This window comes from Amycolatopsis sp. CFH S0740, assembly GCF_004522315.1.
Taxonomy (GTDB): domain Bacteria; phylum Actinomycetota; class Actinomycetes; order Mycobacteriales; family Pseudonocardiaceae; genus Amycolatopsis; species Amycolatopsis nivea.
Genome location: NZ_SDLS01000051.1, coordinates 18,323 through 41,532 on the forward strand (window position 1 = coordinate 18,323; position 23,210 = coordinate 41,532).

At 71.3% G+C, this 23,210-nt stretch carries 22 protein-coding genes; 10 read left to right on the top strand and 12 right to left on the bottom strand.

Annotation, left to right across the window (positions count from 1 at the left end):
* Positions 1 to 5 precede the first annotated feature (5 nt).
* Complete coding sequence (gene catC, locus EIZ45_RS44125) at positions 6 to 284, top strand: muconolactone Delta-isomerase (RefSeq protein WP_037812322.1); 279 nt, start codon at positions 6 to 8, stop codon at positions 282 to 284.
* A gap of 1 nt (position 285) precedes the next feature.
* Here catC and EIZ45_RS44130 read toward each other — a convergent pair whose 3' ends face one another.
* The 6 genes from EIZ45_RS44130 to EIZ45_RS44155 all read right to left on the bottom strand — a co-directional run bounded on the left by EIZ45_RS44130 (position 286) and on the right by EIZ45_RS44155 (position 6,664).
* The gene (locus tag EIZ45_RS44130; RefSeq protein ID WP_240690864.1) at positions 286 to 885 is read right to left on the bottom strand and encodes an ABC transporter ATP-binding protein; all 600 of its coding nucleotides are present in this window, start codon (positions 883 to 885) and stop codon (positions 286 to 288) included.
* 14 nt (positions 886 to 899) lie between these two features.
* The gene (locus tag EIZ45_RS44135; protein ID WP_240690863.1) at positions 900 to 1,562 is read right to left on the bottom strand and encodes an ABC transporter ATP-binding protein; all 663 of its coding nucleotides are present in this window, start codon (positions 1,560 to 1,562) and stop codon (positions 900 to 902) included.
* Positions 1,549 to 4,200, bottom strand: a complete 2,652-nt coding sequence (locus EIZ45_RS44140; protein WP_134667714.1) for an FtsX-like permease family protein — start codon at positions 4,198 to 4,200, stop codon at positions 1,549 to 1,551. The genes EIZ45_RS44135 and EIZ45_RS44140 overlap by 14 nt, the downstream gene beginning before the upstream one ends.
* A 79-nt stretch (positions 4,201 to 4,279) precedes the next feature.
* Positions 4,280 to 5,074, bottom strand: a complete 795-nt coding sequence (locus EIZ45_RS44145; RefSeq protein ID WP_134667712.1) for a crotonase/enoyl-CoA hydratase family protein — start codon at positions 5,072 to 5,074, stop codon at positions 4,280 to 4,282.
* A complete protein-coding gene (locus EIZ45_RS44150; RefSeq protein ID WP_134667710.1) occupies positions 5,064 to 5,483 on the bottom strand; it encodes a Zn-ribbon domain-containing OB-fold protein in 420 nt (139 codons plus the stop codon). Before EIZ45_RS44150 ends, EIZ45_RS44145 begins: the two co-directional genes overlap by 11 nt.
* Positions 5,480 to 6,664: a thiolase family protein gene (locus tag EIZ45_RS44155; protein WP_043835779.1), complete on the bottom strand. Its 1,185-nt coding sequence runs from the start codon at positions 6,662 to 6,664 to the stop codon at positions 5,480 to 5,482. Before EIZ45_RS44155 ends, EIZ45_RS44150 begins: the two co-directional genes overlap by 4 nt.
* Positions 6,665 to 6,882: 218 nt before the next feature.
* Here EIZ45_RS44155 and EIZ45_RS44160 point away from each other — a divergent pair, with 218 nt between their 5' ends.
* The 4 genes from EIZ45_RS44160 to EIZ45_RS47485 all read left to right on the top strand — a co-directional run bounded on the left by EIZ45_RS44160 (position 6,883) and on the right by EIZ45_RS47485 (position 12,873).
* Positions 6,883 to 7,944, top strand: a complete 1,062-nt coding sequence (locus tag EIZ45_RS44160; RefSeq protein ID WP_134667708.1) for an acyl-CoA dehydrogenase family protein — start codon at positions 6,883 to 6,885, stop codon at positions 7,942 to 7,944.
* Positions 7,945 to 7,946: 2 nt separating this feature from the next.
* Positions 7,947 to 9,128: an acyl-CoA dehydrogenase family protein gene (locus tag EIZ45_RS44165; protein WP_134667706.1), complete on the top strand. Its 1,182-nt coding sequence runs from the start codon at positions 7,947 to 7,949 to the stop codon at positions 9,126 to 9,128.
* A 21-nt stretch (positions 9,129 to 9,149) separates the two neighbouring features.
* Positions 9,150 to 11,525, top strand: coding sequence for a CoA transferase (locus tag EIZ45_RS44170; protein WP_134667704.1), 2,376 nt, complete (start codon positions 9,150 to 9,152; stop codon positions 11,523 to 11,525).
* 421 nt (positions 11,526 to 11,946) lie between these two features.
* Positions 11,947 to 12,873: a LysR family transcriptional regulator gene (locus EIZ45_RS47485; protein WP_043835726.1), complete on the top strand. Its 927-nt coding sequence runs from the start codon at positions 11,947 to 11,949 to the stop codon at positions 12,871 to 12,873.
* A 25-nt stretch (positions 12,874 to 12,898) separates the two neighbouring features.
* Here the strand turns inward: EIZ45_RS47485 and EIZ45_RS44180 are convergent, their stop codons facing one another.
* From EIZ45_RS44180 to EIZ45_RS44200, 5 genes are all read right to left on the bottom strand, one after another.
* Positions 12,899 to 13,327: a MarR family winged helix-turn-helix transcriptional regulator gene (locus tag EIZ45_RS44180; RefSeq protein ID WP_134667702.1), complete on the bottom strand. Its 429-nt coding sequence runs from the start codon at positions 13,325 to 13,327 to the stop codon at positions 12,899 to 12,901.
* Between the two features lie 33 nt (positions 13,328 to 13,360).
* On the bottom strand, positions 13,361 to 14,554 hold the full coding sequence (locus EIZ45_RS44185) for a CaiB/BaiF CoA-transferase family protein (RefSeq protein ID WP_134667700.1): 1,194 nt from the start codon (positions 14,552 to 14,554) through the stop codon (positions 13,361 to 13,363).
* A 69-nt stretch (positions 14,555 to 14,623) separates the two neighbouring features.
* Entirely contained in the window at positions 14,624 to 15,391 is a 768-nt protein-coding gene (locus tag EIZ45_RS44190) for an NPP1 family protein (protein WP_205670206.1), read from the bottom strand.
* Positions 15,392 to 15,463: 72 nt separating this feature from the next.
* A complete protein-coding gene (locus EIZ45_RS44195; RefSeq protein WP_134667697.1) occupies positions 15,464 to 17,296 on the bottom strand; it encodes an FUSC family protein in 1,833 nt (610 codons plus the stop codon).
* A gap of 184 nt (positions 17,297 to 17,480) precedes the next feature.
* Positions 17,481 to 18,668 carry an FAD-dependent monooxygenase gene (locus EIZ45_RS44200; RefSeq protein WP_134667695.1) on the bottom strand — a complete coding sequence of 396 codons (1,188 nt, stop codon included), beginning with the start codon at positions 18,666 to 18,668 and terminating at the stop codon, positions 17,481 to 17,483.
* A 136-nt stretch (positions 18,669 to 18,804) separates the two neighbouring features.
* Here EIZ45_RS44200 and EIZ45_RS44205 point away from each other — a divergent pair, with 136 nt between their 5' ends.
* Positions 18,805 to 19,272 (top strand): MarR family winged helix-turn-helix transcriptional regulator, encoded by a 468-nt coding sequence (locus EIZ45_RS44205; RefSeq protein ID WP_043835735.1) that lies wholly within the window; start codon positions 18,805 to 18,807, stop codon positions 19,270 to 19,272.
* 6 nt (positions 19,273 to 19,278) lie between these two features.
* On the opposite strand, the gene EIZ45_RS44210 is transcribed toward EIZ45_RS44205, so the two are convergent.
* Positions 19,279 to 20,199, bottom strand: a complete 921-nt coding sequence (locus EIZ45_RS44210) for a hypothetical protein (RefSeq protein WP_134667693.1) — start codon at positions 20,197 to 20,199, stop codon at positions 19,279 to 19,281.
* A 96-nt stretch (positions 20,200 to 20,295) separates the two neighbouring features.
* Between EIZ45_RS44210 and EIZ45_RS44215 the strand changes: the two genes are divergently transcribed.
* Genes EIZ45_RS44215 through EIZ45_RS44225 form a run of 4 tightly spaced genes read left to right on the top strand, consistent with a single transcriptional unit; the run spans position 20,296 to position 23,148 of the window.
* On the top strand, positions 20,296 to 21,354 hold the full coding sequence (locus EIZ45_RS44215; protein WP_134667691.1) for a hypothetical protein: 1,059 nt from the start codon (positions 20,296 to 20,298) through the stop codon (positions 21,352 to 21,354).
* 10 nt (positions 21,355 to 21,364) lie between these two features.
* Positions 21,365 to 21,676: an alpha/beta fold hydrolase gene (locus EIZ45_RS47235; protein WP_240690862.1), complete on the top strand. Its 312-nt coding sequence runs from the start codon at positions 21,365 to 21,367 to the stop codon at positions 21,674 to 21,676.
* A complete protein-coding gene (locus EIZ45_RS47240) occupies positions 21,673 to 22,152 on the top strand; it encodes a lysophospholipase (protein WP_240690861.1) in 480 nt (159 codons plus the stop codon). The genes EIZ45_RS47235 and EIZ45_RS47240 overlap by 4 nt, the downstream gene beginning before the upstream one ends.
* A 21-nt stretch (positions 22,153 to 22,173) precedes the next feature.
* Entirely contained in the window at positions 22,174 to 23,148 is a 975-nt protein-coding gene (locus EIZ45_RS44225) for a pirin family protein (RefSeq protein ID WP_134667689.1), read from the top strand.
* Positions 23,149 to 23,210: the final 62 nt, after the last annotated feature.

Sequence of the window (23,210 nt, forward strand, 5' to 3'; positions counted from 1 at the left end):
GAACCATGCTCTACCACGTGCGGATGGACGTCCGCATTCCCCCGGACCTGGACCCGGCGGTCCGCGACGCCCTCATCGCGCGCGAGAAGGAGTACAGCCAGCAGCTGCAGCGCAGCGGGAAATGGCCGCACATCTGGCGGATCGCCGGGGAGTACGCGAACTACTCGGTGCTCGACGTCGCCGACCACGACGAGCTGCACCAGATCCTGTCGAACCTGCCGCTGTTCCCGTACATGGACATCCAGGTGACCGCACTCGCGCGGCATCCGTCCAAAGTGGACTGACTCACTCGCCGACCGTCACCACCCGGTCCGCGTGCCCGGCCAGCAGCGGATCGTGGGACGCCACCACAACCGCCGTCCCGCGATCCGCTGCCCGGCGCAAAGCCGTCAGCACCATCTCGGCGTGCGCACGGTCCTGATGCGACGTCGGCTCGTCCGCCAGCAGCACCAGCGGTCCCGCCGCCAAAGCCCGCGCCACCGCGCCCCGTTGCTGCTCCCCGCGCGAAACCTCGCTCGGCAGCCGATCCGCCAGCTTCGCGAGGTCCAGGGTTTCCAGCAGTTTCGACTGATCCGGCGGCTCCACCGCGGTCCGCGCGGCGAACGCCAGGTTGTCCGCGACCGTCAACTCCTCGAACAGCGCGATCGACTGCGGCACGAAAGCCAGCGCGTGCCACGGCTGTTCCGAAACCGGCAGGTCCGGCATCGGCGGATGCGCGGTGACGGTCCCGCTGTCCGGCTTGTCCCAGCCGCCCGCGATCATCAGCAGCGTGCTTTTGCCTGAGCCCGACGGGCCGGTCAGCGCGACCAGTTCGCCCGCCGCCAGGTCCAGGCTCGTGTGCCGCAGCACCGGCATCCCGCCGTGCGAACGGCTTACGTCGGACACGCTGAGCAGCGCATTCACCGGACTCTCCCGTCCACCAGCTCCACCACGTCATCCGCCGCCTCGGCCAGCACCGGATCATGGGTCGCGACCACCACGGTCTGCCCCGACTCCGCCAGCGCACGAAACGCCTCCGCCACCAACCCGGCCGACGAACGGTCCAACTGCGCAGTCGGCTCGTCCGCCAGCACCGCATCCGGGTCACCGACCGCGGCGAAGGCCAGCGCGGTCCGTTGCTGCTCGCCGCCGGAAAGCTGACGCGGACGGTGGCCGCGGCGGTGGTCCAGACCCAGCCGCTCCAGCAAGGCCAGGGAAAGGCTGGTGCCGCGCATTTTCGCGGCCAGCTCCAGATGTTCTTGCACGGTAAGGTAATCCAGCAGATTGTCGACGGGATTCTGGAAGACGTAACCGATCCGCCGTCGCCGTACCGCCCGGCGCGCTCGCGCGGACAACGCGGTGACGTCGGTGCCGCCGACCTCGACCCGGCCCTCGTCCGGTCGTTCCAGGCACGCCAAGAGACGCAGCAAGGTCGATTTGCCGGAGCCAGAGGGGCCGACCAGCGCGGTGATCCGGCCGTGTGCGGCGGCGATCGACACCTCGTGCAGAGCGGTCAGCGAACGACCGGCGGTGCGGTAGCTGTGCGTCAAACCGGTACCCCGGACAGCATCAGGCAGTGTCACGCAACACCTCCGAAGGCAGTGCCCGCGCAGCCGCGCGTTGGGCCGCATAAGTAACGACAAGCGCGACGACCACCGCCGCGAGCAGCAATTGCCCACCCGGTCCCCACGGCACCGGGATCACGGTGCCGGGCGGCGTCGCCGGATCGAGGTCGTAACCCTCGTAAGTCACCGAGACCGCGACGGCTGCGAACCCGACGCCCAAAGCGAATCCGGCCGCCAGCAACCCGCCGACTTCGTACGCAAGCGCTCGCCAATGCGCGCCCGAGGTGATGCCCATCCGTCGCAAGAGGACATACGCTCCGCGCCGCGCGCGAGCCCGGGCGTTGAGATACAACAACAGTCCAACTAGGACTACGACACCGACCAAAGCGGACACTGCGGTCAAGAACGCGAAAGTGTAAGTGACTCCGCCGTAGACGCCGTGCGCGGTGACGTCGGTCGCGCGGCTCACCGTCCCGGCCGGAACCCCGGCTTTGCCCAGTTCCGGCAGCACCTGCGCCGGATCGCCGCGAGCCCACAGCTCGCGGTGCACGCTCTCTCCGGCGAACTTGGCGAGAATGTCCTTGCGCAGCAGCAATTCCGGGAATCCGGCGCTCTTCCCGGGCAGCTGCGCCACCGTGATGACGCGCAACGGCAGGTCTTTGCCGCCGATGCTCAGTGTCGCCTGCGCAGGTGCGTCCGGGACCCCGGCGATGATGCCGACCGCATTGTCGCCGGACAGCTCGTCCAGCAGCTCCGGCAGGGTCGGCCCGCTGAGGTGGTCGTCCCAGAACGCGGCTGAGCCGAACGTCGCCGGGTCGACGCCGAGCACGTTCACCGTCTTGCTGCCCAGGTACGCCGAGTCGTAGCGGTCGACCAGCGCGGCCTGCCCGGCGAGGCCGGGCGGGATCGCGGCGGGGCCGGTCAGATGCACCACGACGTCCGAGCCGACCACGAGCTGACCCTCGTCGGCGAGCGTGCGCTGGACGGAACTGGTGACGGTGGTGGCGAAAATCGACAGCGCCACCGGTACCGCGGTCGCCCCGACCAGCACGGCTGCCGCTGCGGGGGCCGAAGCCAGCCGCCGCCAGGCCAGGAACGCCACCGCGCGTTCCCGCCGCACCGCACGCACGCGCGGCAAGGTCAGCCGCACGATCCGGGTCACCAGCATCGCCAGGCCCAGCACCAGCAGCAACGGCACGACGATCAGCCGCGGCGGGATCCGCGCGACCGAGCCCGCCTGGCCGAGCCCGGTCTGCGTGCCGTCGCCGAGCGCGAAGTAGCAGACCACCGCGGCGACCAGCGGGAGGATTTCCCACGGCAGATGCCGGATCCGCGACGTGCGCGCGTCGAACATCGCCCGCGTGCGCAAGACGACCGACCCGGCGATCCCGGCCAGTGTCGCCAGGAACGCCACCGCCGCGCCGCCGATCGAAAAGCCGAGCGCGGACGACGTCACCAGCGGGCTCGGCCCCAGCGCGCTCACCAGCCCGCGCGCGGCGAACCAGCCGCCGACCGTGCCGAGCAGTGCGATGGAACCCAGCTCCAGCAACGCTTTCCCGGCCAGCGCACCCGGCCCCGCCCCGCGCGCGGACAGCACCGCGAGCTCGGCCCGGCGGCGTTCGACCCAGAACGACCCGACCGTCGCCGAAATGACCAGCCCGGTGAGCGACCCGGCGACGCCGATCGGCACGACCGTGGCGGCGAGCGAGGATTCGACCTGGTCCGCGCGGTCCGCGATGCCGCCCAGCGACGACGTGAACTGCATCCGGCCGCGCTGCGCGAAAAGTTCGGGAGTGTTTTCGGTGCGCTCGCGCACCCGTTCCAGCCCGGCGATCGTGTCCGGCGCGTTCGCGGTGGTCAGCCCGTTCTGGTCGACCGAGGCTTCGAGCATGCTGCCGACGCCCGAATCGGCCGGGGTCAGCCCGAACAGCGCGTCCCGCGACACGAACCCCACCGGGAAGACCGGAGCCTCGCTCAGCGGATTGGGCCGGTACAGCGGCTGCAGATGGCACCAGAACGGCTGGTCGGGCAGCTCGCGCAGGTCGCGGTACACCGCGGCGACCGGCATTGTCGCCACCGGCGCTCCCGGCGGCACCCCGGTCCGCGGGCTCCAGCCGCCCTGGATCGCCACCTGGTCGCCCGCGTGCAGCCCGCGCGCCTGCGCGAACTGGCTCGGCACCCAGATCCCCTGGCCCTTGCCGCCCTCCAGCACCTGCAGGTGCGCGGCGAAATCGTCCTGGGCGACCAGCCACATCGCGGACTGCTCGGGGTTCGGCGAGCCCGGCCGGACCGGGTTGACCTTCGCGCGGCTGGTCAGCGTCGACCGCACGCCGGACAGCCGCGGCACCTCGCGAGCCGCGCCCCGGGCGACGGCGAGCCGGGCGTCGTCGAGCGCCTTCCCGGTCGGTCCGGTCGCGCCCGGGTACGGCTGGGACATCGGCAGCCCGCCGGACCACTCCGCGCCGACCGCCCACTGGCACGCCCGGCTCATCTGGTCGTGCAGCGTCGCGTTCCCGGCCGACGACAGGAACAACGCCACTGCCGCGGCGGGCAGCGCGACGAGCACCGCCGCCGCGATCGCCGCCACGACGACCGCTGGTTGCCGCCACCCCGTTTTCGGCGCCCGCGTCCACGGCGTCGCCCCCCACCCGCGCATCTGCCGAGTCTGCCACGATCTCGGCCCCGGCGGGCGCCGGTCGATGCGCACAGAGCGCGTTTTCCCGAGTACAGAACGCTTACTTCGCCTGCCAGACCGGCGCGCGCTTCTCGACGAACGCCAGGGTTCCCTCGCGGACGTCCTCGCTCGTCATGACCCCGACGGCGTTCTCCCGAGTGTTGTCCCAGTCGCTGTCGTCGGCCGCGATCGCACCGTCCACAATGCCCAGTGCAACGCGTTTGCTGGCCTGCACCGCGAGCGGGGCGTTCGCGGCGATCTTCTCCGCCAGCGCCAGCGCCTCGGTCAGCACGTCGGCGTCCGGGACGACGTGGTTCACCAGCCCCAGCGCCGCCGCGCGGGCGGCGTCCAGGGGTTCGCCGGTGAACATCATCTCCATCGCGATCTTCTGCGGGATCTGCCGCGGCAGCCGGAACACCCCGCCCGCCGCGGCGAACAGGCCGCGTTTCACCTCGGGCAGCCCGAATTTCGCCGATTCGGCCGCCACGACCAGGTCGCTGGCCAGCGCGAGTTCGGTGCCGCCGCCGAGGGCGAATCCGTTCACCGCGGCGATCGTCGGCTTGGAAATCGGGTGCCGCACGTATCCGGCGAAGCCCCATTCCTCGTGCCCGGGCGCGGCGAGCGATTCGCCCCGCGACACGGCTTTCAGGTCGGCGCCGGCGCAGAACGCGCGCTCCCCCGCGCCGGTCAGCACGACGACGCGCGTTTCCGGGTCCTGTTCGGCCCGGTCCAGCGCGGTGCCGACGAGTTCGCTCAGCTCGGCGTTGACCGCGTTCATCGCGTGCGGCCGGTTGAGCGTGACGACCAGGACGTGTCCGCGCTGTTCGACAAGCGCGGCCGGGGCGTCAGCGGGCATGACCGTCCTCCTCCGCCGGCGCGAAGACCGGCACCTTCTCGTGGTCAGATTCGGGACCGGAGGGCACGAACACTGCCCGCACCGGCAGCTGCCAGAGGTCCGCGTCCGGGTCGGCGTCGAGCCGGCACCACCACCACGGTCCCTCGGCCAGCTCCACGATGCCGACGACCACGCGCTCCGGCTCGCCGCCGTCGCGCGCCCGCTTGTGCACCACCGACCACGACACCACCGTGCCGGTTCCGGCGGCGGCCGTCCACTCCAGATCGTCGTCGGGGTCCGGAACCGTGCGCGGGTCCAGGTACTCGCCGGTACCGCGCCGCCGCAGCAGCCGGAACTCGCCGGCCGCGGTGCCGTCGAAGAACGCCGCGGACTCCTCGTCGCGGGCGACTGGGTTGATCCGCACTGTCATGCCTCCGTTCCGAGCACGAGCGTGCTGTGGTGGTCCAGAATGCCGCCGTTGCCCGAAACCAGCACGGTGTCGTGTTTCGGCACCTGACGTTCGCCGCCCTGGCCGCGGGCCTGGATGATCGCCTCGGACAGCGGCGTCATGCCCCAGAGGTAGTAGGACGACAGCTGGCCGCCGCCGGTGTTGACCGCGAGCTTGCCGTCCGGGCCGAGCATGCCCGGCGTCGCGACGAACTCGCCGCCTTCGCCCTTGCCGCAGAACCCGTAGTCCTCGAGGGTGAGCAGAGCGGTGAAGGTGTAGCAGTCGTAGATTTCGGCGACGTCGATGTCCTCGATGGTCACTCCGGCCATCTCCATCGCCGCCGGACCGGACTGGGCCGCACCGCTCACGAGACCGAGATTGTCGTTGCGGCGGAAGGAATTGCCCGGGTGCGCCTGTCCCCAGCCGAGCACCTGCACCGCGGGCTGGGCGAGTTCTTTCGCCCGCTCGGCCGACGTCACGATCACCGCCGCGCCGCCGTTCGACACCAGGCAGCAGTCCAGCAGGTGGAACGGCTCCGCGATGAACCGCGACGCTTGATGGTCCGCCAGGGTGATCGGATCCCGCAGCTGTGCCAGCGGGTTCTTCGCCGCCCACGCGCGCTGCGCGACCGCGATCGCGCCGAGCTGTTCGCTCGTGGTGCCGTAAGTCTTCATGTGCCGTCGCGCGGCGAGGGCGTAGAACGAGTTCGGCCCGGCGAAACCGCTGGAGCCCAGCAGGCTTCCCCAGCCGGTCGGGGTCGTGCGCCGTCCGCCGTAGGCCGCGCCGGTCGCTTTGCCCTCCTTGAGCGGCGCGTCGGCGAAGACGCAGGCCACGGTGTCGGCCATGCCCGCTTCGACGGCCATCGCGGCATACTGCACCATCGCACCCGCCGTCGAGCCGAACGCCTGCATCTGGGTGAACAGGCGCAGGTCGCGCAGTCCCAAGTCGACTTGCAGGCTGAGGTCCACGCCGGGCGTCGTGCCGGCGGACACCAGCAGCCCGTCGATGTCGGACAGCCCGATCCCGGCGTCCGCGGCTGCCCGCCGGACGGCCTGCGCGGCGAACTGCCGCGCGCTCGGACCGTAGACTTTGCCCAGCTCAGTGAGCCCGAGACCGGCGATTGCCGCCCTCCGGCGCGCCGGGGTCTCCCGCCTGCTCGTCATCATCGCACTCCGTTCCCGACCGGTGGTCGCACCTCCACGTTCGCATCCCGCTGACGCGGCGTAAACGACCGGTCGGGACACCGGCAGATGTGCGCCCGCGACACGTGCGCCGATGTCGCTCCCGGAAACCTGCCGGTGTCGGAATCCGTGATGTACATCGCGGATTTCCGCGCCCAGCATGGGAATCGAGACCCGACGACGGGAAAGGCGGTCCGGCGATGGCGATCAGCGCCGCGGAAACCGAACAGCTGCGAGAGGCGGTGCGCGACCTGCTCGCGGACCGCTGCACGGAGTCCGACGTACGCCGCGTGATGGCGAGCGACTCCGGTTACGACCCGCAGCTGTGGAAACAACTGGCCGAACTGGGATTGCCCGGCCTGCTGATCGCGACGGAATACGGCGGAGTCGGCCTGGGCGCGGAAGAACTCGAAGCGGTGTCGGAGGAAATCGGGGCGGCGCTGCTGCCGTCGCCGTTCCTGTCCAGCGCGGTGCTGACGTCGACGCTCATCGACGCCGCCGGGTCCGAAGAGGACAAACAACGTCTGTTGCCCGCGCTGGCCGACGGGTCTTCAATCGGGACCGTCGCCGTCAGCGCCGCTTGGACGCCCGAAAGCGTTGCAGTGCAAGCAAATGGAACTCTCATCGGGACCACGCCCTATGTGACCTTCGGCCAGGTTGCCGACGTCATTCTCGTGGTGGCTCGCACCGGCGACGACATCGGCATCTTCGAGGTCGCACCCGACGCGTCGGGTTTCACTCGTACCGCGGAGTCGGTATTCGACCCGACCGTGCGGCTGTCCCAGTTCACCTTCGCTGATACACCAGCGCGACGAATTGGTACCGCAGGCTGGGAAGCCGTGCAGAAAGCCTTGGACGTCAGCGTGATCGCACTCGCCGGAGAACAAGCGGGCGGTGCCCGGCAGATTTTCGAAACGACCGTCGACTACCTCAACACCCGCGTCCAGTTCGGCCGCGCGATCGGCAGTTTCCAGGCGATGAAGCACCTCGCCGCGGACCGGCTCCTGGACGTCGAGTCGGCGACGTCGGCCGCCCGGCACGCCGCGGCCGACGGCAGCCCGGGCGCGATCGCGCTCGCCGGGTTCGCGTGCGCGGAAGCGTACGAAACCGTTGCCCTGTCGGCGATCCAGATGCACGGCGGGATCGGTTTCACCTGGGAACACCCGGCGCACCTGTACCTGCGCCGCGCCCGCTCCGGCGCACAGCTGTTCGGCGGCTCGCGGCTGCACCGGGAGCGCTACCTCGTCTCGAAGGGGGCCTGACCATGATCACCGTCGATCAACTCCGGGAAGAAGTCCGCGCGTGGCTCGCCGCCGAATGGACCGGGCTCGCCCCGGCCGCGGATCGCTGGAGCACCACCCCGGAACGCGTCGCGTGGCTGGAAAAGGTCGTCGCCGCCGGATACGCCGTGCCGACCTGGCCGGTCGAATGGTCCGGCCGCGCCTACCCGGCCGAACTGGCCGACGTGATCGCGGCGGAGTTCGACGCCGTCGACGCACCCGGCGCCCGTCAGGACAAATACAGCATCCCGGCCAACACCGTCCTCGCATTCGGCACCGAGAAACTCAAGAACGACCTGCTGCACGACGTCCTCACCGAACGCTCCCGGACCTGCCTGTTCTACAGCGAACCCGGCGCGGGCTCGGACCTCGCCGGCGTGCGCACCACCGCGGTCCGCGACGGCGACCGCTGGATCGTCAACGGCCAGAAAGTCTGGACGTCCGGCGCGAAAACCGCGGACTACGCGCTGCTGATCGCGCGGACCGACTGGGACGTCCCGAAGCACAAGGGCCTCAGCTACTTCGTCGTGCCGATGCACCAGCCCGGCGTCGACATCCGGCCGCTGGTGCAGATCACCGGCGAAGCGCACTTCAACGAGGTCTTCCTGACCGACGTAGAAATCCCGGCGGACTACCTGGTCGGCGAAGAGGGCAAGGGCTGGCGTGTGCTGCAGACCGCGCTCGCGTACGAACGCTCGATCATGGGCGACGGCGCGCGGGCCTCGCGACACGGTTCGATCGCCGACGACCTCGTCGAACTGGCACGGGAACGCGGCCGCCTCGCCGACCCGGTCATCCGCGACAACCTGGCCACTGTGCTCGCGTTGCGCGAACTCAACGCGCTGAACAACGCCCGGGCGAAAGCCGCGGCCGAACAGGGCACGTCGAGTTCGGTGATGTCGCTGGGAAAGCTCGCGATGTCCGGCATCCTGCACGCCGAAGGGCGGCTGCGCACCGACATCGCCGGTCCGGAAACGCTGCTGGCCGGGGACGAGAACCCGGTCGCCGACGACGTGAACTTCCTGGCGCTCAACGCGTTCTTCACGTCCATCGGCGGCGGCACCGACCAGATCCAGCGCACGATCATCGCCGAACGCGTCCTCGGGCTTCCCAAGGAACCCGAGGTCGACCGCGACCTGCCCTTCCGCGCCGTCCGCCGCAGCTGAGCCCCGAGGAGGCTGGTTCCCTTGCCCGACACCTACGACCCGCCGCTGTCCGGGGTCCGCGTGCTCGATCTGTCGTCCGGCCCGATGACCGCGACGGCACGGCTGCTGGCCGATCTCGGCGCGCGCGTCACCCGGGTCGTCCTGCCCGGCGTCACCGACGAACGCACCACCGGACCGGTCGTCGACGGCGTCGCGATCGGCACCGCGATCGACCGGCACGGCTTCGCCCACGCCACCGCCGAACCCGGCTCGCACGGCTGGGAACAGCTGCTGGCCGACGCCGACCTGCTGATCGAGACCACTCCGCCCGGTTCGCCCGCCGAAGAACGGCTCGACGTCCCCGGCCTGCGCACCCGGCATCCCGCGCTGGTCGTCCTGTCGATCAGCGACTTCGGCCGCGCCACGACCCGGCGGCACTGGCAGGCCACCACGCCGGTGTTCCACGCGCTGACCGGCGAACTCTCCCGGTCCGGCATCCCCGGCCGCGCGCCGCTGCTGCCGCCCGGCGAACTGCCCTACCACGTCGCCGCCGCGCAAGCCGCGTTCCAGGCGGTGAGCCTGTACCTGGACCGGCTGCGCACCGGACGCGGCGACCGCATCGATTTCGCCGTCCTCGAAGGGGCGATGCAGGCGCTGGACCCGGCGTTCGGCATGGTCGGCAGCGCGGCCGCCGGGGTGCCGTTGAGCGACCTCCCGCGCGGACGCACCGAAGAACGCCACCGGTACCCGATTTTCCCGTGCCAGGACGGGTACATCCGGATCTGCCTGCTGTCGCGGCGGCAGTGGCGCGGGATGTTCGAGTGGATGGGCAGCCCGGCCGAATTCGCCGATCCGAAGTACGACCAGGTGCGCGAACGCTACGCGTCGCCGGACCTGCTGCCCGCGATCGGCCGCTTCTTCGCCGATCAGACCCGCGCCGCGCTGGAGTGCGAGGGCCAGCGCCACGGCGTGCCGACCGCTGCGGTGCTCACGCTCGCCGAAGCCCTGCACACCGACCAGCTCGCCGCACGCGGGTTCTTCCGCGACACCGAACTGTCCCCCGGACTCGTCGCGCCGGTCCCGGCCGGAATCACCGAGATCGACGGACACCGCGCCGTCGCCGGCCCCGAAACCGGCGCACGCGTCACCGCCGCGCCGATCCTCGCGGGACGCTCCCGGCGCGGCGAAGGACGTCCGCTGGAGGGAATCCGGGTCCTGGACCTCGGCGTGATCGTGGTCGGCGGCGACACCGGACGGCTCTTCGGCGACCTCGGCGCGGACGTCATCAAGATCGAGAACTCGGCTTTCCCGGACGGTTCCCGCGCCGCCCTGCCCGGCCTGATGTCGCACGGTTTCGCCGCCGGGCACCGCAACAAACGCGCCATCGGCGTCAACCTGCGCGATCCGGAAGGCCAAGCGCTGGTGCGGCGATTGGTCGCGCAGTCGGACGTCGTGCTGACCAACTTCAAACCCGGCGTCATCACCTCGCTCGGGCTCGACCGGGCCGCGCTGGCCGAGGTGCACCCGGGCATCGTCGTCGTGGACAGCTCCGCCTTCGGCCCGACCGGCCCGTGGGCCGCCCGGCTCGGCTACGGCCCGCTGGTGCGCGCCGCGACCGGACTCACCAGCGAGTGGATCTATCCGGGCGAACCGGGCACGTTCAGCGACGCCGTCACGGTCTATCCGGACCACGTGTGCGCCCGGATCGGTGCATTGGCCGCGCTGGCGCTGCTCGTCCGGCGCGAACGCGACGGCGAGGCCGGGTCGGTGAGCGTCGCGCAATCCGAGGTGATGCTGAGCCACTTCGCGGACCGGATCGCCGCCGAAGACCTGGCCCGCCGGGGACACCACCTGACCGAACCGGCCCACGACGCGCCGTGGGGCGTGTTCCCGACCGCCGGCGACGACGACTGGCTCGCCGTCACGGTACGGAACGACGCGGATTGGGGTGCGTTGTGCTCGGTGCTGGACCGCCCTGACCTGGCTGCCGACCCCGGTCTTGCCACCCGCTCCGGCCGCGCCGCTTCCCGGACCCGGATCGACGCGGCGGTGACCGAGTGGACGGAGCGGCATTCCCCGTTCGAGGCGATGGATCTGCTGCAGGCCGCCGGTGTTCCGGCCGGGGCGATGCTGCGGGCGGGTGATTTGCCGGAGTGGGAGCAGTACCGGGAGCGGCGGGTGTTTCGGGAGGAGTTGCATCCGTGCGCGGAGGAGCCGTACGTGCTGGAGAACGTGCAGATCCATGCCGCGCATGTCGCCGATCCGCCGACGGGGCAGGCGCCGTTGCTGGGCGAGCAGACGTTCGAGATCGCGGCGGAACTGCTGGGGTTGGGGGTCGCGGAGACGGCTGGGTTGGTCGCTCGCGGGGTGTTGGAGGCGCCTGAGGAGCAGGGCGGGCGGGCTGCTCGCGCCGGGTGATTTCCGGCGGGGCGAGCTTCGAGGCGAACGTTTGCTTCCCGCGAAGCCGCATCCGACGCCTCGCCGATGCTGCCGCCCGAGGATGCGGCGGGGCCGAGTGCCCGCCTGGCAGTCCGCCGCCCCAGGCCCGACGGAGCCAAGCGAAAGCACCCCGCCACGCCACAATCCGCCCGGCCGCTCGGCGAACCCGCCCCAGCCCCTCGCCGAGTGGCCAGGCACCCCAGAATCCAGCGGCCCGAACGAAGCCGCCCCGCCTGTCCACCCCAGCAACCCGCCAAGCCCGCCTGGCCGCCCCGCGAAGCCACTCCCGCCAACCCGCTAACCCGGCCCAGCCACCCCGGGAACCCGCCCGGCGCCCCGCCGAACTTCGCTCCCCGCCGTATGATCGCCGCAACCCGCTCGCCTCGCTGGACATTGGACGATGGAGATCGATTTCACCCGGCTGAAGTACTTCGTCGCGGTCGCCGACGAACTGCACTTCAAGCGCGCGGCGGACCGGCTGCGGATCACCCCTCCGCCGCTCAGCAAGCAGATCAAGCTGCTCGAACGCGAGCTCGGCGGGCCGCTGTTCGAGCGGCACTACCACGAGGTCCGGCTCACCCCGCTCGGCCAGGCGCTGCTCGGTCCGGCGCGGGCGATCCTGCGCCAGGTCGACGACCTGAAGGACATCGCGGCCGGAGTTCTCGAGGACGGCACGCCGATCCGGGTCGGGGCCACCGCGTACGCGCCGTCGGATCTGCTCGAGGACCTGGAAACCGCGGTCGGCGGGCTGGCCGCTCCGGCGACGTTCGAGGTCGCCGGTTCCGCCGCCGAGGTCACCGCGAAGCTCGTGTCCGGGCATCTGGAGCTCGGGCTGATCCACCTGTCGGTCGAGGATCAGCGGCTGCGCGCCCGCACCGTCGCGGAGTACCAGGGAGCGATCGCGGTCCGCGCGGACGATCCGCTCGCCTGCCGCGATCTCGTGCACATCGAGGAACTGCGCGACCGCGAGGTGGTCATCGACTTCGCCCGGCCGAACCCGGTCATCCTCGCCGCGCTGACCAGGAGACTCGCCAAACGCGGCGTGCGGAACATCGTGCGCGCGGTCAGCGGGCGCGGCGGGGAACTCGAAATGGCCGCGCAGGTGTTCAACCGGCGGCTGGTCGCGCTCGTGTCCTACGCGCCGGCGTCGTTCATCGGCCGGATGTTCTCGCCGCCGGAGTTCAAGCTGGTCCGGATCGACGAGGACGGCTGGGAACCGAGCAGGCTCGCGCTCGCCTGGGCCGCCGACCGCGCCGCCGGGCCGCCCCGTCCGGCCGACCTCGCCGAGGCCCTTTCCGCGAAACTGGGCCCGATCCGCCGCGGCTGAGCCGGGTCCGTCCACAGTGGACCGGTCAGGACTCGACGAACCTGCTCAGCAACCGCCCGAACTCGGCCACGTCGCGGCTCGGCCAGTCGCGCAGCCGCTCTTCGAGCCGGTTCCGTTGCGCCGCACGGGTAATCGCCAGCGCGCGATGCCCGGCTTCGGTCAGTTCGAGCCGCTGCCTGCGCGAATGCCGCGGGTCCGGGCCGCGCACCACCAGCCCGGCGGTCTCCAGTTCCGCCAGCTGCCTGCTGACCGTCGAGGGGTCGAGCCCGTACTCCTGGGCGAGATCCGCCGCGTGCGCGCAGTCCGCGAGGTCGATCGAGGACAGCATCGTGTACTGCACGAACCCGAGCCCCTCGTACAGTTCGTTCGAGCGCACCCGCGACCCGCGGGAAAACAGGATCATCGCGCGGTGGATAGCGTCCAGGGCATCGCCGTCGCGGTCTTCTCCCGGCATGTCCCCGCATGCTAGAGATGCACCATACAACTGTCAACGCGGCCCGGCGGCGATCCCCCGGCGCAGCAGGTCTTCCGCGTCGACCCCGGCTTCTTCAAGCAGCGCACGGGTATGCGCCCCGAACGCGGGCACGTCGCCCATCCGCGCCTCGACGTCCGCGAACGTCACCGGCGGCAGCAGCGCGTCGACGGTCGCGTGTTCGGTGCCGATCTTGCGCCAGCGGTCGCGCGCGCGAAGCTGCGGGTCCGCCACGACGTCGGCGACCTGTTTCACTTGCGCCGCAGGGATTCCGGCGTTCGCGAGCCGCTCGTCCAATTCCACTGTGGACCATCGGGCGGTCTCGGCCGCGACCGCCGCATCGCATTCAGCGCGGTGTTCGACGCGCTGCACATTCGTGGTGAATCGCGGGTCGTCGGCCAGCTGCGGGGCTTCGAGGACTGAGGTGACCAACGTCCGCCAGCCGCTGTCGTTCTGGACCCCGATCAGCATCTGACCGTCTTTCGTCGGGTACGCGTCGTAGGGGGCGATCGACGCGTGGCTCAAGCCCATGCGCGCGGGCTGGCGTCCGGAGTACATCTGGCTGTACATCGCGTAGCCCATCCACTCGACGGTCGCCTCCAGCATCGACACCTCGACCGTCGCACCTTGCCCGGTCCGCGAGCGGCGCAGCAGGGCGGCCAGCACCGCTTGCGCGCAGTACATTCCGGAGGCGATGTCGGAGGTCGGGATGCCGGTCTTGACCGGGGTGTCCGGGGTGCCGGTGATGCCGATCAGGCCCGCTTCGGCCTGGACCAGCATGTCGTAGGCCTTGCGTTGTTCCCGCGGCCCGCCGGTGCCGTAGCCGGAGAGGTCGACGGCCACCAGTTCCGGATGGCCGGCGCGGAGTTCTTCGGCCCCGAACCCGAGCCGCGCGGCCGCGCCCGGAGCCAGGTTCTGGACGAAGACGTCGGCCCGGGCGATCAGGCGGTGGACCGCGTCGCGGCCTTCCGCGGTTTTCAGGTCTACGGCCAGGGATTCTTTGCCTCGGTTGAGCCAGACGAAGTGGGCACCGGTTCCGTGCACGACGTGGTCGTACTCGCGGGCGAAGTCGCCGCCGTCGGCGCGTTCCACCTTGATGACCCGCGCGCCCAGGTCGGCCAGGGTGCGGGTGGCTAGCGGGGCGGCGACTGCCTGTTCGATGGAGACGACGGTGATTCCGTCGAGCGGGAGCGCGGAGTCCGAGTGCATGCCGATTACTATTACCCGGTTTTCGCGGGGGTGCTCGGGTGAGTTGTGTCGCGTGGAGCACCCGGAAAGCTAGCCGCGCGGGTCGAACGGGATGCCGGACGGCTTCGACTTCTCCAGCAGGTCCTGGTACCGGCCGTCGCTGATCTTGATCGTCGCGGCGCCGAAGTCCGCGGCCATGAGCCGGTCGCGCAGCGCGCTCGACGGCCACCCGTCCCAGCCGACCAGCGGCGGGTAGCGCCAATCGTGGTAGTGGTTCTCCGGCGGCTCGTCGTGGGCGTCGGCGAGGCGGAAGAAGTGCGTGCCGGGGCCGTCCTTGTGGTACACCGCCTTCGGGTGGGCGCCGTCGAAACTCACCTTCGACCGCGGGTACGTCACCTGCGAGGAATGCTGCGTGGTCGTCACGTACTCGACCTGGTTCGACGACTGGTCGATCCACGAGATCACGTGCTCCCAGTCGTGCCGGTGCCCGCCGAGGCCGCTGCCGTCGACGGCCTGGTCCTTCTCGAAGTAGCTCGCGTAGACGACCGCGCACCAGCCGTGGTTGCAGGTGGAGCGCGAGTAGGTCTGGGAGTTGTCCAGGTCGGACTGGTCGTGGCAGTTGCCGTTGACCGCGCCAGTCGTCTTGAGGCCGGGCGCGAGGGTGCCGTCCGGGCCGATCGCGGGCGTGGCGTAGCAACCGTCGCCGTCGTAGTCGTAGGCGGGCGAGAAGGACTGCTCGTATCCGTTGGCGTTCTGCGGCAGGTTGTGCGGCGGATCGGCGTACGCCGCGGACACCGGGAACAGCAACGCGACGCAGGCTGCCACCGTCGCGACCCGGGCGAGCGGGAGTTTCCTCATGTCCGGATGGTGACACCGCGAACGCGGAAGGTGAAGGGACGCAGGGGAAGCATCCGGTGTCCGCACGGACCTTCAGCTCGCTAGGACCTCCGCGCCACGGTGCACGCGCAGCAGGTCAGCCCGTACGAGGTCGGCCAGCAGCCGTTCCTCTTCGTCCGCCTCCGACGGTCGCGGCGGCAGTTCCCCGCTTCCGGCCAGCGCACCTGCCGCGGCCTCCGCGAAGGACGCCATCGTCGGCGACTGTCCGTCCCGCTGCAGCAGCGCGCCCGCCGAAGCCGCGAGACCGCGCAACCCCTGTCCGGCCTCTTCCAAGGCTTCTCGCTGCTCCGACGAAGGCTCTCGGCTGCCGGGCTCGGGGCTCAGCAGGTCCTGATGCGTCCGAGCCGCCGCGCGGAACCGCAGCCCGACCTCACGCCGGCCGCCTCCGCCGCGCAACCGCTCCGCCACCGACGCGAGCAGCTCGCCAGTTTCGGAGACGGCGTCGGAAAACCGTTGCGCCACCGAAGGTTTCGGCACCCCGGGCACCGCGGCGAAGCCGAACAACAGGCCGATCACCACCGCCAGCACGACGAGCAGCAGGTACTCCACGAGCACCGACACCGCGTCCAGATGCCGTGTCGTCGCGTTCATCCCGACGCTCATCAGCACCATGCACCCGTTGAACACCATGGGCTGCACCTGCATGAACGGAAACCCGACGAGCAGCGCGACGATCCCCAGCGGCAGCAACGCGCCCGGCGGCAGCAACCACAACGCGACCGCCAGCACCACGGCCCCGGCCGCCGCACCGGCCGCGCGCTGCCACGCCTTCGCCAGCGTGTCCCGCCATTCCGGCTGCATGAGCGCGAACGTCGTCATGAGGAACGACACGGTGAGCGGATCGCCGGGCCGGAACGTCGCGATCACCGCGGCGACCAGCATCCCCAGCGCGCACCGCACCGCGTGCCGCAACTGCGCGGACCGCCACGAGAACACCCCGGTCGCCTCGCGCCGCAAGGCCTCGCGGACGAGATGCCGCGGAAAGTCCACAATGGACTCGTCGCGGTTCAGCACGGCTTCCCGGATCGCGAACAACCCAGCCCACGCTTCATCAAGCAGCGCAGCGGTGTCGCCGGGCAACGCGACGTCCGGGTCGACCCGCTCGATCTCCGGCGGATCCGAAACGGTCTTGGCCCGCACGGCTTCCGCCAACTCCGCGACCTGTTCGTCCGCGGCGTCGAGCACGCGGGAAACCGCCGCTGCCTGCTCTTCGTCGAGCGCGCGCAGCCGGTCCCGCAGCAATGCGGCGGTGCCGTGGTACCGGGCGCCGCCAGCGAGAACCCGCGCCTGCCACGCGCGCGGCCGGTCGGTCACCCACAACCGCACCGCCCGCTCCGCGCTCGCGCGATCCGGTCCGGCGAGCGCGTCGGCCAGCGCAGTGCGGGTCGGCTTGCCCGGGTCGCTCAGGCCCATCAGCAGCCGCAGCACGAACACGACCGCGACGGCCAGCGCCGGCGCGCAGATGATCTGCACCGGGCTGGCCGCCCCGCTCAACTGGAAGCCGTAACCGAACACCGAAGCCATGCCGAGTCCGAGCCCGACCGTCACGTACCGCGGCCCGAGCGCGGGCACCACCGCCGCCGCGAACACCACCAGCACGAGCAGTGCGATCGACGCGACCGGCGACACCTCGCCCAGCAACCGCGGCCCGGCCCCGCCGATCACCACCGCGGGCGCGAACGCCGCGAGCAGCCACAGATCCGGCCGCAACGGCCCGCCGGTGGCGGCGATGAAGCAGAACAACGCGGTCAGCCCGGCCAGCACCGCCGTCCCGCCTAGCCCGAGCGCCACCCCGAGCCCGGCCGTGCCGCCGACGACCACCAGAACCGCCGCGAGCATCCCGCCGCCGCGCGCAATCGCGTTCATCCCGCCCCGTTCCGTCACCGCGCAATGCCGCCGGGTAGCCTCGCACGCCGCGCCCGGGCGCCGCGCGTCGGGGAAAGCCCGTGCGGCGATCGCGGTTCAAACCCGGGCAGGCACGCACGACCGCCTCACCGCTCGTCCTCGTGCGCGGCAATTCCGGTTCTAACCGGCGTAGCCGCGCACGACTTCAGACGGTCGTGCGCTCCGGCGGCAGCGTCAGCAGGTTGTGCACCTCGCTGTGCTCCTCCCCCGGCAGCCCGTCCAGCGCCCGCAACGCCGCGCTCCGCGCCGCCACCTCCGCCTCGGTCCGCGGCGACATCAGCGCCGACCCGCCCGTCGCCAACGCCTGGTTGGCCTCCACGAACTCCCGCGACCGCTGCTCGTACGCCGCGAAAGCGACGTCGTGCGGAGCGTCCGTCAGCTCGTACGCCAGCAAATACGCACCGATCATCGCGAGGCTCGACCCCTGCCCGGACAGGAACGACGTCGCGTGCGCGGCGTCCCCGGCCAGCGCGACGCGCCCCTTCGACCACACCGGCATGTGAATCTGGCTGACGACGTCGAAGAACAGGTCGTCCGCCGAGCGCATCGCCTCGACCATCCGCGGCACCTCCCAGCCACAGCCCTCGAAACGACTCGCGACCAGGTCGCGCTGTGCGGCCGGGTCGGCGAACGCTTCGAAGGGCGCGTCCGCGCGGGTGAACACCAGGAACCCGTGCACGTGGTCACCGCCGCGGTCGCCCGCGGCGTAGAGCGACGCCGACCGGCCTGCCACCGCCCAAGACATGCCCTCGTGCGAGAGGCCGAGGTAGTTCGGCATGGTGAATCCGGCGAAGCAGTAGCCGAGGTAGCGGTGGAACTGCTCCTCCGGCCCGAACGCCAGCGAACGGGTCTTCGAGTGCAGCCCGTCCGCGCCGATGACCAGGTCGAACGTCTGGCTCCGGCCGCTGGCGAAGGTCACGTCGACCGCGTCGCCGCGGTCGTCCAGCGCGGCGATCGACTCCGAGAAGCGGAACTCGACGTCGTCGCGGACCGCGTCGTACAGCAGGCTGGTGAGGTCGCCGCGGGCCAGTTCGATGTCGTGCCCGGCCTCGTCCCCGGTGATCACGGTCGGCGCGACGCTGTTCAGCACGCTGCCGTCCGCGTCGAGGAACGAGAGCCGCCGGGTGGCGACGTGCCGCTCCCGCGCCTGCTCCGCCAGCCCCATCCGCCGCAGCACCTCGACGGCCGGGCCGCGCATGTCGATCGGGTACCCGCCGCCGCGCACCGCGGCCGCCTTCTCCACCACAGTGACCGCGAAGCCGTAGCGGTTCAGCCAGTACGCCAGCGCCGGGCCCGCGATGCTCGCCCCCGAGATCAGCACACTCCTGCTCATGGTTCTCCCCTTTGTTCCCCGGCAGGCGATAGATGCCTACCTTAGGTATTATTTTCGAGACCGGCCGGAACCGCCTCGCGCGATCCCGGTGACCCAACTGTATACCTAAGTTAGGTATCTAATCAAGGAGCCCGCGATGTCTGCCGTCCCTTCCCTGCTCCGGGACCTGCTCCCCCGGCTGAACGAACTGAGCGGGACGCTGCGCCGGGGCAAGCTCTTCGAGCGCGCGGTCGAGGCCACCGGGCTCCCGCTGGACCGCCCGGCGATGACCGTGCTCGGCATCCTGCACATCGAGGACGCGCCGCTGCGGGTCGGCGAGATCGCGAACCGGATGAACGTCGTCGGCCCGCACGCGACGCGGCAGGTGCAGGGGCTGGAAAGCCGAGGGCTGGTGCGGCGCGTGCCCGACCCGGACGACCAGCGGGCGCGGCTGATCGAGCTGACGCCGGAAGGGAAAACCGCGGCCGAACGCTACGTCGGGGTGATCGAAGGCTGGTTCGCCCAAGCGCTCAGCGGCTGGACAGCGGAAGACCGCCAGCTCCTCGACCGGCTGATGAAGAAGCTGGTCGAGGACCTGACGGCCGGGTTGTCCGATTTGGACTGACGAGGACTACCGCGACATCCGCAGGAACTCCTGCTGCTCGCGGTCGTAGCGCTGGGTCAGGCCGTTTCCGTAGCGGTCCCACCAGTTCTGCGTGTGCCCGTTCTGGCGGGTGGTCGTGTCGCCGTAGACCTCGCGGTCGTATTCGATCCGCGCGTCGTGGAACTGCTGCTGGAATTCCTGCGGCGTCAGGCTCTGCAGATGCTGCACGGCATCCGGGTCGAGGGTGCGCGCGCTCTGCACGATGTCCGCGCCGCCCATGTGGTTGAGGATCGCCCGGACGCCGCCCGCGCCGCGCATGTGCGCGCCGGACATGATCGCGGCCTGGGTGCCCGCGTCGGTGAACTCCATCGCCCCGGCGCGGCGCGCGTTGGCGGTCATCAGCTGCGCGACCACCGCGCGTTCTTCGGCGCTGCCGAGGCCGTATTCCCGGCGGGCGGCCATGATCTGGTCGTAGCCGTTGTTCATGCTCTCGCGGAAGCCGTACGCCTCGCGCACGCCGCCCTGTTCGCCGGTCGCGCCCTCGGAGCGCATGATCGAATCGACGACCCGGTCGTCCAGCTGGTGCGGTGCGGCACCCCCAGCAGCCGCACCGCCGCCGCCCGCCCCGGCTCCCCCGCCGCCCGTGCCGCCGCCGTAGCCCTGGGCCACGGCGGTGTCGGCGTCGGCGTAGTTCCGCGCCGCGTGCTGCACCTTGCCGTTGACCTGTTCGATCAGCTTCACGAAATCGCCGAGCGAGGACACGAGTTTCGACTGCAGCAAGGTGTTCGCCGCGGCGACCCCGCTGCCGATGCCCGCGAACGACAAGGCGTCGATCACGAGCGTCTCGAGGTCGCGGACGGCCGAGAACGCCGCGGCGCCGAGGCCCTCCACGTTCTTCACGATCGCCGACACCTCGGCCGGCAGCACCCGGTAGCTTCCCGCTGTCATGCCCGTGACCCTCGCGCACCGGCCCGGGCGCGCCAACGGCCGAATTACCCACTTTCGAAGGGGATCGAATCGCTGCCCGGTGGGTACCTGGGCGGCATGGAGTCCGACGAGGACCGGCACGACCGGACCGACCACGAGATCGAGCTGCTCGCCGAGCGGCTCTGGGCCTGGTCCCGCGAACCGGACGGCGAGCGGGGGCCGGAGCTCGGCCCGCTCGCCGAGGCCGGGTTCGCCGTCGACGGCGGTGTCGCGCGGTACGGCTCCGGCCGTCCGTGCGTCGCCCTGCTGCTCCCCTCCGACCGGCACCGGGAGTTCGGGCACAACCTCGTCGCCGCGGCGGTGCTCGGCGCCGCGCTCGCCACCGCCGCGACGCTGGAATCCGGTTCCGTCGTCGTCACCGACCGCGCGGGCGACGAGATCGACGCAGTGCTGACCTTCCAGCCCGGCGTGCACACCTGGGCCGCCGCGCCGCTCGCCGCGCGGACCGAGCTGCGGGTGACCGTCCACGGGAATTCCGGGCCGGCGCCCGAAGACAGCACCGACGCGGTCGCCGGGCTGGTGCAGGTTTTCACCGCGATCGCCGCGCTGCGGGCCCGGCTGCCCGCCGGCGCGGCGGTGCAGGGAATCGTGACGCACGGCGGGGAATCCACCGATGTAGTGCCCGATTTCGCCGAAGCCCGCTTCGGGTTGCGCGCGCCGGACTCCGCAACGCTCGGACACGTCGTCACCGAAGTGACCACCGCCGCCGAAGGCGCCGCGATGGCGACCGGGACCAAGGCGAACGTCGAACGGTTCGGCCCGATTCACGCGCGGTTCCAGGACAATCCGGTGCTGTCCGGGCATTTCGCCCGGCATCTCGCGGCGTGCGGGATCCACGCGTCCCCGTCCGGGTCCGCGGCGATCCCCGGCCGGCCCGAGGTCGGCGACCTGAGCGTGCGGATGCCGACGATCCACCCGTCCGTCGCCCTCCACGATCCGGTGCGCGCGGTCGGCAGCCGCGCGTTCGCCGAGGCGACCGGATCGCCGCGAGCCCGGACGGTGCTGCTCGCGACGGCCTCGGCGCTGGCGCGCACCGCGTCGGACCTCCTCGCGCATCCCGCGCTGGTGCGCCAGGCTTGGGACAATTTCGCCGATCGAGCGCGGCGGGGTGGCTAGAGTCCTCCGCATGGGGACGACTGACCTGCCGCTGCCAGACGGCCGCAACCTTCGGGTCCACGACAGCGGAGGCGACGGCTTTCCGTTGGTGTGGCACCACGGAACTCCGCAATCCGGTCGCCTGCTGCCGCCGGTGGTCGAGGCCGCGTCCGCGCGAGGATTCCGGGTCGTTTCCTATGCGCGGCCCGGGTACGGCGGATCCACTCCGCAGGTCAGCCGCACGGTGGGCTCGGCTGCCGACGACGTGCGCCAGCTGGCCGACGCACTGGACTTGCCGCGGTTCGCGGTGATGGGAGCGCCGCGCTGCTGCCGGATCGGGTGACAGCGGCGGTGTGCCTGGCCGGATTGGCTCCGTACTCCGAGGAGTACGACTGGTACGGCGGAATGGTCGACGACAGCTCGTTGCGGGCCGCCCGCAAGGGCCGCGAAACCCGGCTGCAGCACGGAGAAACGCAGGAATTCGACCCGACAAGCTTCACCGACGCGGACTGGTCGGCGCTGCGCGGCACGTGGGGTCCCCTCGGCGAGGACGCCGGGGCTGCCGGGGACGTGGCCGCGGAAGCCGACGACGACCTCGCGTACGTCGCGCCGTGGGGCTTCTCCGCCGCCGACGTGCGGGTCCCGGTGCTGCTGGTGCACGGCGGCGAGGACCGGATCGTTCCGGTCAGCCACAGCGAATGGCTCCTGCGGAACCTCCCGGACGCCGAACTGTGGCTCCGCCCGCACGACGGGCACATCTCGGTGCTCAACGCGCTCCCGACCGCGCTCGACTGGCTGCGCAACCTCCCCGCCCGCTGACCGCCGGTTATCGTGTCGGGCATGAGCAACGTCGAGACCGACCCGGCCGAACTGGCGTGCGGCGGCGACCCTGTTGACCCCGGCAAGGTCGAGATCCTCGACGCCCGCTCCGTGCCGCTCGGCGGCCCGCGCGCGATGCCGGTCCGCCGCACACTGCCGCAACGCCAGCGGTCGCTGATCGGCGCGTGGTGCTTCGCCGACCACTACGGTCCCGACGACACCTCCGTCAGCGGCGGCATGTCCGTCGGCCCGCACCCGCACACCGGGCTGCAGACGGTGAGCTGGCTGTTCACCGGCGAGATCGAGCACCGCGACAGCCTCGGCTCGCACGCGATGGTCCGGCCCGGCGAGCTGAACCTGATGACCGGCGGGCACGGCATCTGCCACGAAGAGGTGTCGACGCCGGAAACCACGACGCTGCACGGGGTCCAGCTGTGGGTAGCGCTGCCGGACGAGCACCGGCACACCGCTCGCGACTTCCAGCATTACGTCCCGCCGGCCACCGCCCTCGACGGGGCCACCGTACGCGTCTTCCTCGGCACGCTGGCCGGGGAAACCTCGCCGGTCAAGACCTTCACTCCGTTGCTGGGCGCGGAAATCGTCCTCGACCCGGGCGCATCGCTCAGCCTCGCCGCGGATCCGTCCTTCGAGCACGGCGTCCTGCTCGACACCGGAGAGCTCACCTTCGCGGGCACCCCGCTGCAGCGGGCCCAGCTCGGCTACCTCGGCATCGGCGCGACCACGCTCGACCTGCACAACCCCGGGTCGTCCCCGGCTCGGGCGATCGTGCTCGGCGGGCCGCCGTTCGGCGAGGAAATCCTGATGTGGTGGAACTTCGTCGGACGCAGCCACGACGAGATCGCCGAATACCGCGAAGCCTGGGAGGCGAACTCCGACCAGTTCGGCGCGATCGAGCCGTACCCCGGCGGGCCGGCACGGCTGCCCGCTCCCCCACTGCCCGCGGTGCGGATCAAACCGCGCCGGAACCCCTCGTGAGCGGCTGTCGCGGTGTAGGCGAGGGTGTTGAGTCTCAGGACATCGCCGACAGTTGGTGTCTC

What these genes read in the sequence shown, in the direction of transcription:
- catC (WP_037812322.1), top strand. Translation starts at nt 6, where the DNA reads ATGCTCTACCACGTGCGGATGGACGTCCGCATTCCCCCGGACCTGGAC.
- EIZ45_RS44140 (WP_134667714.1), bottom strand. Translation starts at nt 4,200, where the DNA reads ATGCGCGGGTGGGGGGCGACGCCGTGGACGCGGGCGCCGAAAACGGGG.
- EIZ45_RS44145 (WP_134667712.1), bottom strand. Translation starts at nt 5,074, where the DNA reads ATGCCCGCTGACGCCCCGGCCGCGCTTGTCGAACAGCGCGGACACGTC.
- EIZ45_RS44150 (WP_134667710.1), bottom strand. Translation starts at nt 5,483, where the DNA reads ATGACAGTGCGGATCAACCCAGTCGCCCGCGACGAGGAGTCCGCGGCG.
- EIZ45_RS44155 (WP_043835779.1), bottom strand. Translation starts at nt 6,664, where the DNA reads ATGACGAGCAGGCGGGAGACCCCGGCGCGCCGGAGGGCGGCAATCGCC.
- EIZ45_RS44160 (WP_134667708.1), top strand. Translation starts at nt 6,883, where the DNA reads ATGGCGATCAGCGCCGCGGAAACCGAACAGCTGCGAGAGGCGGTGCGC.
- EIZ45_RS44165 (WP_134667706.1), top strand. Translation starts at nt 7,947, where the DNA reads ATGATCACCGTCGATCAACTCCGGGAAGAAGTCCGCGCGTGGCTCGCC.
- EIZ45_RS47485 (WP_043835726.1), top strand. Translation starts at nt 11,947, where the DNA reads ATGGAGATCGATTTCACCCGGCTGAAGTACTTCGTCGCGGTCGCCGAC.
- EIZ45_RS44180 (WP_134667702.1), bottom strand. Translation starts at nt 13,327, where the DNA reads ATGCCGGGAGAAGACCGCGACGGCGATGCCCTGGACGCTATCCACCGC.
- EIZ45_RS44185 (WP_134667700.1), bottom strand. Translation starts at nt 14,554, where the DNA reads ATGCACTCGGACTCCGCGCTCCCGCTCGACGGAATCACCGTCGTCTCC.
- EIZ45_RS44190 (WP_205670206.1), bottom strand. Translation starts at nt 15,391, where the DNA reads ATGAGGAAACTCCCGCTCGCCCGGGTCGCGACGGTGGCAGCCTGCGTC.
- EIZ45_RS44195 (WP_134667697.1), bottom strand. Translation starts at nt 17,296, where the DNA reads ATGAACGCGATTGCGCGCGGCGGCGGGATGCTCGCGGCGGTTCTGGTG.
- EIZ45_RS44200 (WP_134667695.1), bottom strand. Translation starts at nt 18,668, where the DNA reads ATGAGCAGGAGTGTGCTGATCTCGGGGGCGAGCATCGCGGGCCCGGCG.
- EIZ45_RS44205 (WP_043835735.1), top strand. Translation starts at nt 18,805, where the DNA reads ATGTCTGCCGTCCCTTCCCTGCTCCGGGACCTGCTCCCCCGGCTGAAC.
- EIZ45_RS44210 (WP_134667693.1), bottom strand. Translation starts at nt 20,199, where the DNA reads ATGACAGCGGGAAGCTACCGGGTGCTGCCGGCCGAGGTGTCGGCGATC.
- EIZ45_RS44215 (WP_134667691.1), top strand. Translation starts at nt 20,296, where the DNA reads ATGGAGTCCGACGAGGACCGGCACGACCGGACCGACCACGAGATCGAG.
- EIZ45_RS47235 (WP_240690862.1), top strand. Translation starts at nt 21,365, where the DNA reads ATGGGGACGACTGACCTGCCGCTGCCAGACGGCCGCAACCTTCGGGTC.
- EIZ45_RS44225 (WP_134667689.1), top strand. Translation starts at nt 22,174, where the DNA reads ATGAGCAACGTCGAGACCGACCCGGCCGAACTGGCGTGCGGCGGCGAC.